This window comes from Enterococcus larvae, assembly GCF_017830045.1.
Lineage (GTDB): Bacteria > Bacillota > Bacilli > Lactobacillales > Enterococcaceae > Enterococcus_L > Enterococcus_L larvae.
The window spans coordinates 32,961-46,156 of record NZ_JAEDXU010000016.1 but is presented as its reverse complement, the minus strand read 5'-3'; the positions used below and the strand labels follow the sequence as shown (position 1 = coordinate 46,156).

Here is a 13,196-nt window from a genome sequence, read left to right as displayed (position 1 = left end):
TTCACAAATTTTTGTTGAATTCCGGCTTATTGTCGTAGGAGCTACTTCTGACTCGCCGTTTATTCGGATTTAGGGTATGGAAAAGAGTGGCAACAGATTATTGTCCCACTCTCTTTTTATTGACTAAAAGTCAAAGCTGTCAGGGTTAGAACCTAGACGTTCATTGCTGTTCAGCTGATTGATTTTATTAATATCTTCATCACTTAATTCAAAATCAAATACATCAAAATTTTCTTTGATCCGTTCTTCATGCACAGATTTAGGAATAACGATGATATCATTTTGAAGATGCCAGCGAATAATAACTTGAGCAGCAGTTTTTCCATATTTTTTACCAAGCTCAACCAAAACAGGATTATTTAAGATTGTCCCTTGTCCTAATGGAGACCAAGCTTCAACTGCGATACCTTCCTGTTTCAAATATGCTCGTAACGGCTCTTGAGCTAAAGTTGGATGGATTTCAATTTGGTCGACCATCGGCTTAATCTTAGCAGTCGTTAATAAGTCTTCAATATGATGCTGGTGGAAATTAGACACACCAATTGCTTTTGCACGACCGTCAGCATAGATTTCTTCCATTGCTCTCCAAGAATCCTTATACTTACCTTTAACCGGCCAGTGGATCAAATAAAGGTCAACATAGTCCAAGCCAAGCTTTCTCAAACTCTTGTCAAAGGCTGTCAATGCAGATTCATACCCTTGATCGTCATTCCAAAGTTTTGTTGTGACAAATATCTCTTCTCTCGGCACGCCGGATTGACGAATCCCTTCGCCTACACCTTCTTCATTTTTATAAACTGCCGCCGTATCGATCAAGCGATAACCAGCCTGCAATGCCCACTTTACGGAATCGATGACTTGATCGCCATCTTCTACCCGCCAGACACCTAATCCTAATCGGGGAATCTCATTACCATTTGCTAATTTTTTTGTCTTTTCAAAAGCCATTGTACAATTTCACCCTTTCCGGAAATTCATTACTCCTTCATTATACGCCAAAATAGTCATTCGTTAAAAAAAATTGTTTGCTCTATCATAATTGAGTGATTATTTCACTTTTTTCAGTTGCAAATTTTCATAATACCATGATTACAAAAAGACCGACAAGCTTCAATCAGCTTGTCGATCTCATTTCTATACTTTTTGAATCCAGCCTTCCGGCGCTTCAACATCACCGAATTGAATACCTGTCAGCTCATCATAAAGGCGTTGTGTTACTGGTCCAACCTCTGTTTCACTATAAAACACATGGAAGGAGTCGAAGGTCTGAATCCCTCCAATGGGTGAAATAACTGCTGCAGTCCCACAGGCTCCAGCCTCAGTATACTCATTCAGCTCATCAAGAAATACATCGCCTTCTTGCACTTCCATTCCTAATCGATGTTCTGCTAAATGCAGGAGCGAGTATTTAGTAATACTTGGCAAAATAGAGGGAGACAACGGTGTAACGAAACGATTATCCTTTGTGATACCGAAGAAGTTCGCAGAACCAACCTCTTCAATCTTTGTATGTGTTTCAGGATCAAGGTAAATGCAATCAGAGAATTTCCTTTCATGCGCTTCTTGTCCTGGATATAAGCTGGCTGCATAATTTCCGCCAACCTTGACTGCCCCTGTTCCCTGAGGTGCAGCACGATCATATTCTGAAACAATAAAGTTCGTTGGCGTTAAGCCGCCTTTAAAATAAGCACCAACAGGCATGCAGAATACTGTAAATAAATATTCCGGTGCAGGACTTACACCAATTCCCTCGCCTATCCCAATCAATAAGGGGCGGATATATAATGTTGCACCACTACCATAAGGCGGTACATATTCTTCGTTAGCCTTTACTACTTCTTTTACTGCGTTGATAAATTTTTCTTCCGGCACTTTGGCCATCAGCAGACGTTCAGCACTACGGTTCATTCTTCTTGAATTTTCCTCTACCCGAAAGAGGTTGATTGAGCCGTCTTTACAGCGATACGCCTTCAAGCCTTCAAAACTCTGCTGTCCATAGTGTAGTGCAGCAGACCCTTCATGTATATGCAGAGTATTATCCTCAGTCAATACCCCTTCATCCCATTCGCCGTCTTTCCAAATTGACAGATAGCGGTAAGGTGTTTTTATATACGTAAAACCTAAATTATCCCAATTGATCATCGTATAATCCCCCTTCATTTTTCAGATTATTGTACCACAATATTTATTAAGTTGTTAGAATTTTTTGAAAATTTTTAGTCGTAGATAGAGAAAACTAGCTAGAATCGTTCTTTTTAGGTAAAATAAAGGAAATGTTCTAAAAGGGTGATTATGTATGTTTTTGTTACAACAGTCAACAACGACTATAGAGTCAACGCTTGATTCTTCTGTAGGCGACTTGACACAGGAAACAGTAAAAAAAGTGAATGCCTTTCAACGGTATTGGCAATCGATCAACTGGGATCAGATCACAACAACAATCATTGAAAAAGTAATTTATCTTCTATTTTTATTTCTGTTGTTTGCAGTGATCAATAGAATTGGTAAGGCAGTAATCAACCATCTATACAAAACCCAAATCAGCAAACGACAAACCATTAGTGACAGCCGTGTAAGTACACTGCATCTGCTGACAAGGAATGCGTTTCAGTATACCTTATTCTTTTTCTTTTTATACTCTCTATTGAGTGTCTTAGGTGTGCCGATTGGCTCTCTTCTTGCCGGTGCAGGGATTGCCGGTGTTGCCATTGGTTTAGGTGCACAAGGCTTCATGAATGATATTATTACCGGATTCTTCATTATTCTTGAACAGCAAATGGATGTTGGCGATTATATTCGACTGCTTGCCTTGAATATCGAGGGGACTGTTACATCAATTGGCTTGCGAACAACACAGTTGAAGTCTCTGGACGGAACGGTTCATTTCATTCCCAACAGAAATATCACAACAATCAGCAATCTTTCCCGTTCGAATATTCAGGTTATTGTTGATATTCGTATTGTTCCCGAAGAAGGTATTGAAAAAATTCAGGAAATCATTTCTGATGTCAACCAACGATTAGCTGAGAAGCACAAGGAAGACATCCAAAGCGGCCCAACCGTTTTTGGGATGGTCGATTTAGGAAATGGAAACTTCGCTATTCGTACAACGATGTATGTATTGAACGGTAAACAAGCTGTAGTCAAGGAAGATTTTCTAGCACAATCCGTAACAGCTCTATCTGCTGAAGGATTTACGATTCCTAATACACCGATAACTAAGCTTTAATGAACAAAAAATAAAGAAATAGCCTTCTTATACAACGTGATGCTGAGAATCACACTGTATAAGAAGGCTATATTTCTATTTATCCAATTTTTTCAAAAAATCTCCTACATGTTCAACGGCAAATGATAATGCCGCTTCATCAGGATCAAACTTTTCTGAATGAAGACCATAGGGACTATCAACACCCAGCCAAAACATCGTTCCGGAAACTTTAGAAAGTAGGTAACCGAAATCCTCCCCTGTCATCGCGACTGGTGCTTCTTCAAAAACAACTGCAGGATTTTCTTCCATGAATCGGATAAATCCTTCTGTCGTTTCTTTATTATTGATTACTGGTAAATACCCTTTTTGATCCAGCACAACATCGACTTCACAGTTGAAGGAATAGCTGATACCTTTTGCCAGCTCCCTGATTCTTCTCTGTGTCAGCTGATTTGTTTCTTCAGTCAACGTACGAATCGTACCGGTTACCCTCGCCTCACCTGCGATGACATTATTCGCTGATCCTGCATTGAAGGTACCAAAGGTCACAACGCCGCCTTCAACTGGGTTCACATTTCTACTAATGATTGTTTGCGCCTCCTGAACAAAGTTGACAGCCGCAATGATCATATCATTAGATTCGTTTGGAAAAGCAGCATGTCCGCTTTTTCCCTTGAAGTGAAGACGTACCTCGCAGGTTGCAGCAAACAGTGTCCCAGGACGTGTTGTGATCTTGCCTACAGGCAAATCCGGATTGACATGTAAAGCATAGAACTCATCCGGCAGCCAATCACCAAAAACGCCATGTTCATACATCAGCATACCGCCTGCTTCATTTTCTTCTGCAGGCTGAAACAGAAAAAGATAATTGTTCTTTGGTTGTTCTTCAGAAAGTTTCTCCAGCAAGCCTAAGCCAATCGTCATATGGAAATCATGACCACATGCATGCATTTTCCCTTCATGGACAGATTTAAATCCTGTTTCTACTTCTTCCGTGATTGGCAGCCCATCGATGTCTGCACGCCAGCCTATTGTTTTCCTTGGCTCACTCCCTTTAACAAATACCAGAGTACCTGTTTGCCAACATCTTATTTCCATATAGTCTTTCTTGATTCTTTCGATTTCATCAAGAAGATAACTCTGTGTTTTTACTTCTTCCAAACCAATTTCAGGAATTTGATGAAGCGCTCTTCTTATTTCACTCAGTCTTTCTTGTATCATTGCTGCAGTCTCCCATTCTACTTTACACGTTGTCAAAATAAACGACAATAAAAACCAAGAAGAGAACAGCCGGCAACAAAAGAGAAATACCTCTACTCCCACTTGATATGCGGCGCTGAATCAGACAATTTCAGCAATCCTACTTCATTGTATAGAATGCCCTGACTGATTTTCTCAACTTAGTTTTTCAGTTATTATAATTTACGCAATTCATCCATCATATTGGTTTTTCCTTTGGTCTTCTCATCAATATCCTTGATTTTTCTAGCTGGCACTCCTGCAACAACCGTATGCGGTGCTACGTCGTCTACAACGATTGCTCCAGCTGCCACGACAGCTCCTTCACCAACTCGAATCCCTTCCAACACAACAGCATTTGCACCAATCAGTACGTTGTCTTCAATCACTACCGGTTCCGCACTAGGCGGCTCGATAACGCCCGCCAGCACTGTACCGGCACCAATATGACAGTTCTTCCCAACGGTTGCTCTGCCGCCAAGAATAGCTCCCATATCAATCATCGAGCCTTCGCCAATAACAGCACCAATGTTGATAACAGCACCCATCATGATTACTGCATTATCGCCAATTTTCACCTGATCACGAATGATTGCACCAGGTTCAATACGAGCATTGATGTCTTTCGTATCCAACAGTGGGATAGCTGAATTACGGCTGTCATTTTCCACAACATAATCCACGATCACTGCTCTATTTTCTTCTAAAAAGGCTTTGATATCTGTCCACTCGCCGAATAATGTACCGGTTTTACAGTTTGTAAAAGCCTTGATTGTTTTTGGATAATCCAGTTCCTTCAGTTTTCCCTTCAAGGTTACCTTCACTGGTGTTTTCTTTTTTGCATTCCCGATATAGCTAATGATTTCATATGCATCCATTGCATTAACTCCCTTCAAATTCTACCAAGATATAAATACGCAGAAACAAACAAGACAGTTTATTCCGTACGATTTATATAGCATAACAATAAATCGGTAAAATGTGAATATATAGATCTTACTAAAGAAATGTGAAATCTTATTCTTCCCATTGTGCACATCATAGGCAAAGATCGTCTCTCACACGATGAATGCTTTAGCATAATCCATCATAAGTTCTCTAAATCGCTTTGTTATCCCGTTCTTCCTCTACTTTAGGTAGAACAAGATTGTGCTTTTCCAGTTCGTGTGCCATATGATTGATGGCCTTCAGTAATTCTTTTCTAGTGATGATCCCTTTGAAACATTGGTTGTTGTCGACTACCGGTAAAAACGGTGAATCAACAAGTAAATGCAGCACATCTTCTAAATCCCAATCCTCACCAACAACAGTCACACCAACTTCCATAACGTCAGCAACGGTAAACTCCTGCAGTTTTTCTAAATCGATTTCTGTCAGATCAAACATCTTATCTACAACATCAGCCAGACTGATCAAGCCAACAAATCTATCCCCTTTATCCAATACAGGAATTTTTGAATATCTTACTTGCGACAAAACCAAAAGCGCATGATTAAGCGGATTCAAACACATAACATTCGCTACATTTTCAGCTGGTATCATAAAGGTTTCTTGTTTTTCTAATAATAATTCTTTCACAGCATTTCCAATCATTGGAGTGCCTCCATTTCGTTTTTTCACTACAGTCTTCATTGTACAGAAAAGAAGGTGGAAAGTCTCAAAATTCGCAGTTTTTTCATAATAGTTTAAAAAATTTTACATTTAAGTTCGCATTGATTTCTACTGGAAACAACTTAATATGGTTCCGCTTTCTTTCTACATGAATCTCATCAAAATCCATCATGCGAAAAATGACCTTTGTTCAAAGTGCACAGTAAAGGAATTAGAAGTGATCACCATTTTTTAATAAGAGGTTTATATACAGAAAAAAATCCCCGAACAGCTCTCTTTTAATGAATAAAAGATCGATTGCTCGGGAACAAACTCTTTATTTTGAAAATTTAAAATGAAGATTAGCAACCGGTTCAAAGCTTCGATCATAATATTGAACGTCAAACTTTTCTTCTGTGCTTTCGATAATTGCATAGGATTGTATTTGGATTGGTCCACGAGGCTGACGAATACTTCCCGGATTTAAAAACAATCTTCCTTGATGCATTTCACAGCCGATTTCATGGGTATGGCCAAACAAGGCAATCGTCGCTCCTGCTTCTTCTGCTTGAAGAGCCAGCTGTGTCAATCCAAAGCGAACATTTGATAAATGACCATGTGTCATAAAGACAACATCTTCGCCAGTGTCCTTAATTGCAGTTTCCGGATATCCCGGGCCGTAATCACAGTTCCCTTTCACAACAGCAGTAAAGTAATCCCATAAATGATCTGTTGCTTCCAGCTCAGAGTCTCCGCAATGAAACATTGCATCGACCTGTCCTTTATAATGATTCACCAGCTGCACCAGAATATCTCTATCTCCATGATTGTCACTTACAACTAAATATTTCATTTAGCTTCCTCCTGTCCGTTCAACCAGCTTTCCCATTTATTCTTAAGCTTTTCAACTGCTTTGCCGCGATGACTGATCTGATTTTTCAGTTCTCTAGGAAGCTCTGCAGCTGTTTTCCCTTCTTCGGGAACAAAGAATAGAGGATCATAGCCGAAGCCGTTTTCTCCTTGAGGAATCGTTCCAATAAGTCCATTCCATTCGCCTTCAACCACAAGGCTTTCCTTTTTAGGTGCGGCAAACACCAAGGTACAATGGAAACGAGCGGTCCTCTGTTCCTTGGAAATCCCTGTCAGTTCATGTAGAAGCTTCGCATTATTTGCTGCGTCACTCTTTTGCTCTCCGGCAAAACGAGCAGAATAGATACCTGGCATTCCGCCCAATACATCAACAATTAGACCAGAGTCATCGGCAAGTACCGGCTGCTGTAAAATCGCTGCGATCGTTTCAGCCTTCAATCGAGCATTTTCTTCAAAAGTTGTTCCAGTTTCTTCCACTTCCGGAAGCTCAGGATAATCAAGCAGTGTTTTTACTTGGTAGCCCTTTGCACCAAATAATTCCTTGAATTCAGCTGCCTTCCCGGCATTTCCTGTAGCAATCACAATTGTCTTTTCTTCAGCCGGAGCCTTTGCAAAGGATTCTAACAGTACATTTTTCTGTTCAGCGATCAGCTCACTGATTCCGCTCTTTCCGTAGAAAAGCATTGCATTCAGCTCGTCTCCTGAAAAGGTTGCCTCTTCTCCCGTTCCCTGAATCTCAACAAACTCTCCTGCTTCTGTCATCACTAAATTCATATCAACTTTTGCGGCAAAGTCTTCCTTATAGTCCAAATCCAACACACATTCCCCATCTGGTAAAATCCCTACACTGACAGCTGCAAGATGTTCTTTTATTGGGTCCTCGGATAATTCTCCTTTAATCAGAAGCTTCTCGACAGCCAGTTTCATGGCTGTAAAAGCACCTGTAATACTTGCTGTTCTTGTACCTCCATCAGCTTGAACAACATCACAGTCAACGATGATGCTTCGTTCACCCAGTTTTTCCAAATCAACGACAGCTCGAAGAGAACGACCAATCAGACGTTGGATTTCCATCGTTCGGCCTGAAAGCTTCCCTTTCGCGCTCTCACGAATATTTCTTGTATTTGTTGCACGAGGCAGCATACTGTATTCCGCAGTTACCCAGCCAGTTCCCTGACCTCTCAAAAACGGTGGTACCTTTTCTTCTACTGTAGCTGAACAAATTACTTTTGTATCGCCAAAGGAAATCATGACAGATCCCTCCGGATGCTTGAATACATTCGTTTCTATTGTTACTTTTCTTAATTGCTTAGGGCTTCTTCCATCATGTCTGATCACGTTCATTTCCTCCTATTTTTGCATGTTCTACATTGATTGTTTCCAGTTCAAGCCAATCGTTGGCAATTTCTTTGAACATAGCTGCCGAACCTGTTGTATAAAAGGCATTGGCCGGTTTATTCTTTCGAGGCTGCGCAGCCAAATTGAAATAGTCCAATAAGACACTGACCTCACTTACTGTTTCAGCACCCGAATCAATTAGCTTGACTTGACTACCCATCTCATTTTGAATCAGCGGTCGCAGCAACGGATAATGGGTACATCCCAAAATCAGTGTGTCCAAGCTTGCTCTTGTTTTTAGTGGTCTTAATGTCTCTGATACCACTTTCTTTGCAACAGATGAATGGTATTCACTACTTTCTACAATTGGGACAAATTTGGGACAAGCCAGACTTTGCACCTCTATAGAAGGAACTTTGCTTTTCAGCGCGTTTTTATAGGAACTGCTTTTGATTGTTCCCAAAGTACCGATGACACCAATCTGATTAGACTTTGTTGCCTTCAAGGCTGCCCTTGATCCTGGCATGATCACACCAACAACTGGAATATCCAGCTTTTCCCTGATTTCTTCTAGTGCCACTGCTGTGGCAGTATTACAGGCAATCACCAGCATTTTTATATTTTTCTTTAATAAGAAGAAGCTCATTTCCCACGTAAATTGAACCACCTGATCTGCTGGACGCGGACCATAGGGACAGCGAGCTGTATCTCCAAGATAAATCAATTGTTCATTCGGAAGCTGCCTCATTGCCTCTTTGACAACAGTCAGTCCGCCGACACCTGAATCTATAAAACCGATTGCTCCATTATTCACATCTATCAAACCTTTATTGTTTTTTTCAATACTCTTATTTTCTACTTTTTCCAGAACTTTTTCAAGTCTTATTCCTTTTCTTATGACTGCCTTATCAATTCCAGAATTTTGCTCAAACAAAGATTTTTATAAAAAACTGGTATTCGAATCAAACATATGTTATAATTTCTAACATTAACAAAAGAAAAGAATTATTATAAAAGGATTAAATTTCAGATATAAGTGTTTTTACATTATGAAAAACGACGAATTTCAGTAGTCTTACTAATAGAATATGTTGATTTTCGTATACAATCCTCCTATTTTCGATAGAAAAATGGGATCTATCAATTCTTTCTTTCTTTTTCCGATAGGTATTCTCTACATACTATAGCATATGATGATACAAAACCAGACATAAGAAGTTGGTTTCCTCAATCAAGGACAATGAAGACGCTGACTCATCATCACATGCTCACTCCAAAACAGAGCACACTGTACTCTTCATACTTAAAAAGATGTCTCTACATCATCTATCTTCATATAAAAAAAGAGTTGCCCTTTCCCTCCTATCTTCAAAGATTCAGGAACGGATATATCGGAACAACAAAATAATGACTCTAGGGAAACATACTTCCCAAGGTTGATTTGCGCTGCACCAAATCAACTCCGTCTCTCCGCAGACTCGTACCACACAAAACTGCTGTTGTCTGTGACAACATAGCTTACAGGATCGTGATGCTATGGGACGAAAATCGCAATGAATCAGAAACGTAGAAACAAAGTTGTCTAAACAGTTTCTACAAAAAAGAAAAGGAGAGCCTCTACTCTTGCATAAACTAAAACCTAGAAGTAGAAGACATCGGACCTCCAAAATAAAGAAATGAGACAGTTACCTGGCTCATTTCTACACAAAAAAACAAAGGAGAGCCATTATCCCTTTTGTCAAGATTGCTAGGGATATGGACTTCGGACCCAAAAATAAGGAACCTAGACAATTACTTGGCTAGGTTCTAAAAAAGAGAAAAGGAGCTCAAATATGATTTCTTTGGAACATGTAAACAAATATTTTGGTGATCACCATGTACTTAAGGATATTTCGCTGAAAGCAGATCATGGGGAAAAAATTGTCATTATCGGACCATCAGGATCTGGTAAAAGCACATTGATTCGCTGTATCAATCGTCTGGAAAAAGTAACTGATGGAAAAATCGAAGTTGATGGTGTCGATATTACACAACCGAAAGCACCTATTCAAGAGATTCGTCAAAAAGTGGCTATGGTATTTCAAAATTTCAACTTGTATGCACACAAGACGATTATTGATAATCTGACGCTTGCACCAATAAAGGTTAAAGGCATCAGCAAAGAAGAAGCTACAAGAACAGGTATGGAGTACTTGGAAAGAGTCGGCTTAGCTGACAAAGCAAATGCGTATCCTGCTCAGCTTTCCGGTGGTCAGCAACAGCGGGTGGCTATTGCCAGAACCTTGAATATGCATCCAGAGGTCATTCTCTTTGATGAACCTACCTCTGCACTTGATCCGGAAATGATTCAAGAGGTATTAGATGTAATGGTTGACCTTTCGAAGCAGAATATCACAATGATTTGTGTAACCCATGAAATGGGCTTCGCTCGTCAAGTTGCAGATAGAGTTATTTTTATGGACGATGGTCGAATCGTTGAAACTGGAACGCCGGAGCATTTCTTTACCAATACACAAAATGAACGGGCAAAAGAATTCTTGAGTAAAATTATCCATAATTCATAGACATAAGAAAAAGATGTTGGGTCACACCAGCAATCTTAAATTATACAGAAGCTACGCTTACTTTAACGAAAACAACATATTGGGAGGAAAACTTATGAAAAGCATGAAAAAACTGATTGGCGGATTGTCACTATTAGCATTATTGGGGATCATTACAGCGTGCGGCGGTAGTGAAGATGCAGCTTCAAGCGGTTCTGCGATTGATAAAATCAAAGAAGCCGGCGTGATAAAGGTTGGGATCAAAGAAGATATTCCAAACTTCGGCTATATGAATCCTGATTCAAATAAGAATGAAGGTATGGAACCGGATATTGCTCGTAAAATTGCCAAAGAATTGACAGGCAGTGAAGATAACGTGGAATTTGTCGGTGTTACTGCTAAAACTCGTGGCCCACTACTGGATAACGGTGAGCTAGATATGGTCATTGCTACATTTACAATTACAGATGAAAGAAAAGAAACCTATAACTTTACTACTCCATACTATCAAGATGAAGTTGGCTTCCTAGTAAGAAAATCAGATGGATTCACTGATACAGCCAGCCTTGACGGTAAAACAATCGGGGTTGCTCAATCTGCTACGACAAAAGATGCAATCATTGCAGAAGGCGATAAAATAGGTGTTTCCTTCAGCTTCCAAGAGTTGGGATCATATCCTGAGTTGAAAACAGCATTGACATCTAAACGAATCGACGCTTTCTCTGTTGATAAATCTATTCTTAGCGGCTACGTTGATGAAAACACTGAAATTCTTGCTGACGGTTTCTCTCCACAGGAATATGGGATTGCAACGAAAAAATCAAATACTGAATTGAACGATTACCTAGATGAGCTGATCACTAAATGGCAGGACGATGGTTCACTAGAAGAAATCTACAAAACTTGGAATTTGAATTAATCTTTCTGATTCTACAGCATTTTGAAAGAATTTAGGAGGGATTATTATGCCATTTTTAGCTACTGCCTCATGGATGACTGAAGGGCCATTCGCCCTTTATCGCTGGCGGGCGCTATTAACAGATTGGCGTTTATTCGCAGACGCCTTTCTGTATACGATCATGATTTCCATAGGAGCTCTTGCACTTGCCTTATTTTTAGGTATCCTTTTTGGAAGCATGTCTACTACACGAAATAAGCTATTACTCGTACTGAGTAGGATTTATGTTGAAATTTTTCAAAACACTCCGTTGCTGATCCAATTTGTCGTTGTTTATTATGGTTTACCATTATTACTTGTCAATGGTCAGCCAATCTTTACCTTCTCTGCAACAACCACAGCAATTCTTTGTGTTGGTCTTTATCATGGTGCCTATATATCTGAGGTTGTTCGTTCAGGGATTGGAGCCGTTCCTAAGGGACAGTTTGAGGCGGCTTATTCGCAAGGGTTTAACTATAAGCAGACGATGATGTATGTCATTTTGCCGCAGGCGTGGAAAATCATGCTGCCGCCGCTGACAAATCAGCTGGTGAATTTGATCAAGAATACTGCAACTGTAGCCATCATTTCAGGAGCTGATGTAATGTTTGCTGCAAACAGCTGGTCTTCTGTCAACTTGAACTATATACCGGCATTCACTTTAGCTGGTCTACTATACTTCATTCTCTGTTTCCCATTGGCTACCTTTGCACGTAGAATGGAAGAAAAAAATAAGAAAGCATACAGCAGATAAGGGGGTAAACGATGTCAGAACAAATCAGTCAAATTTTTACTGCAAATAACATGAAATTCTTGTTTGATGGTTTAAAGCTTACCCTTTACATCTCGTTTATCGCTATTGTATTGAGTACTATTTTTGGAACAATCTTAGCCATTTTTCGAAATCAAAAGCGTGGTCCTTTAAAGATCCTAGCAAGTATTTACATTGAAATAGTTCGAAATATTCCAAACTTACTTTGGATTTATGTTATTTTCTTGATTTTCAAAATCAAGTCCACACCTGCCGGAATCGTCAGCTTCACAGTATTCACTACTGCTGCCTTGGCTGAGATCATTCGCGGAGGCTTGAACGGTGTCGATACAGGACAAAAAGAAGCAGCTCGTTCTCAAGGCTTCAGTAAATTCCAGATCATCCGCTATATCGTGTTGCCGCAAGCCATCAGAAACGTGCTTCCAGCAATTGTTTCTCAGTTTGTGACAGTTATCAAGGATACAAGCTTCCTATACTCAGTTATTGCTTTACAGGAGCTATTCGGGAAGTCCTACATCCTTATGGGACGTTATGGACAAACCGGTCAGGTATTTACAATCTACGGAATCGTTGCTTTGATTTATTTCGCCGTTAATTTCTCAATCTCGCAATTTTCAAGATGGCTTTCCCGAAACTGGGCGAAAGGCTATTAAATAGAAAAAGAGCAAATCCACGGCGGATTTGCTCTTTTTCTTA

Annotated in this window: 13 protein-coding genes; 5 read left to right on the top strand and 8 right to left on the bottom strand. The window is 39.9% G+C overall.

What is annotated here, in order from left to right; genetic code table 11:
* Positions 1-123: 123 nt before the first annotated feature.
* The gene (locus I6N96_RS19335) at positions 124-948 is read right to left on the bottom strand and encodes an aldo/keto reductase (protein ID WP_209559205.1); all 825 of its coding nucleotides are present in this window, start codon (positions 946-948) and stop codon (positions 124-126) included.
* A gap of 186 nt (positions 949-1,134) precedes the next feature.
* Positions 1,135-2,142, bottom strand: a complete 1,008-nt coding sequence (locus I6N96_RS19330; RefSeq protein ID WP_209559204.1) for a branched-chain amino acid aminotransferase — start codon at positions 2,140-2,142, stop codon at positions 1,135-1,137.
* 154 nt (positions 2,143-2,296) lie between these two features.
* On the opposite strand from I6N96_RS19330, the gene I6N96_RS19325 reads away from it, so the two are divergent.
* The gene (locus I6N96_RS19325) at positions 2,297-3,229 is read left to right on the top strand and encodes a mechanosensitive ion channel family protein (protein ID WP_209559203.1); all 933 of its coding nucleotides are present in this window, start codon (positions 2,297-2,299) and stop codon (positions 3,227-3,229) included.
* 75 nt (positions 3,230-3,304) lie between these two features.
* Here I6N96_RS19325 and I6N96_RS19320 read toward each other — a convergent pair whose 3' ends face one another.
* The 6 genes from I6N96_RS19320 to racE all read right to left on the bottom strand — a co-directional run bounded on the left by I6N96_RS19320 (position 3,305) and on the right by racE (position 9,062).
* A complete protein-coding gene (locus I6N96_RS19320; protein WP_209559202.1) occupies positions 3,305-4,432 on the bottom strand; it encodes an N-acetyldiaminopimelate deacetylase in 1,128 nt (375 codons plus the stop codon).
* A gap of 194 nt (positions 4,433-4,626) precedes the next feature.
* Positions 4,627-5,328, bottom strand: a complete 702-nt coding sequence (gene dapD / locus I6N96_RS19315; RefSeq protein WP_209559201.1) for a 2,3,4,5-tetrahydropyridine-2,6-dicarboxylate N-acetyltransferase — start codon at positions 5,326-5,328, stop codon at positions 4,627-4,629.
* Between the two features lie 220 nt (positions 5,329-5,548).
* On the bottom strand, positions 5,549-6,043 hold the full coding sequence (cbpB, locus tag I6N96_RS19310; RefSeq protein WP_209559200.1) for a cyclic-di-AMP-binding protein CbpB: 495 nt from the start codon (positions 6,041-6,043) through the stop codon (positions 5,549-5,551).
* A gap of 334 nt (positions 6,044-6,377) precedes the next feature.
* Positions 6,378-6,893: a metallophosphoesterase gene (locus I6N96_RS19305; RefSeq protein WP_209559199.1), complete on the bottom strand. Its 516-nt coding sequence runs from the start codon at positions 6,891-6,893 to the stop codon at positions 6,378-6,380.
* Positions 6,890-8,248, bottom strand: a complete 1,359-nt coding sequence (gene rph / locus I6N96_RS19925; protein WP_347339098.1) for a ribonuclease PH — start codon at positions 8,246-8,248, stop codon at positions 6,890-6,892. Before rph ends, I6N96_RS19305 begins: the two co-directional genes overlap by 4 nt.
* A complete protein-coding gene (gene racE, locus I6N96_RS19295; protein WP_209559198.1) occupies positions 8,235-9,062 on the bottom strand; it encodes a glutamate racemase in 828 nt (275 codons plus the stop codon). Before racE ends, rph begins: the two co-directional genes overlap by 14 nt.
* Before the next feature lie 1,018 nt (positions 9,063-10,080).
* Between racE and I6N96_RS19290 the strand changes: the two genes are divergently transcribed.
* From I6N96_RS19290 to I6N96_RS19275, 4 genes are all read left to right on the top strand, one after another.
* The gene (locus I6N96_RS19290) at positions 10,081-10,812 is read left to right on the top strand and encodes an amino acid ABC transporter ATP-binding protein (RefSeq protein ID WP_209559197.1); all 732 of its coding nucleotides are present in this window, start codon (positions 10,081-10,083) and stop codon (positions 10,810-10,812) included.
* Between the two features lie 94 nt (positions 10,813-10,906).
* Positions 10,907-11,710 carry a transporter substrate-binding domain-containing protein gene (locus I6N96_RS19285; protein ID WP_209559196.1) on the top strand — a complete coding sequence of 268 codons (804 nt, stop codon included), beginning with the start codon at positions 10,907-10,909 and terminating at the stop codon, positions 11,708-11,710.
* Between the two features lie 46 nt (positions 11,711-11,756).
* Positions 11,757-12,482, top strand: a complete 726-nt coding sequence (locus tag I6N96_RS19280) for an amino acid ABC transporter permease (protein WP_209559195.1) — start codon at positions 11,757-11,759, stop codon at positions 12,480-12,482.
* Between the two features lie 11 nt (positions 12,483-12,493).
* Positions 12,494-13,153, top strand: coding sequence for an amino acid ABC transporter permease (locus I6N96_RS19275; protein WP_209559194.1), 660 nt, complete (start codon positions 12,494-12,496; stop codon positions 13,151-13,153).
* Positions 13,154-13,196 lie beyond the last annotated feature (43 nt).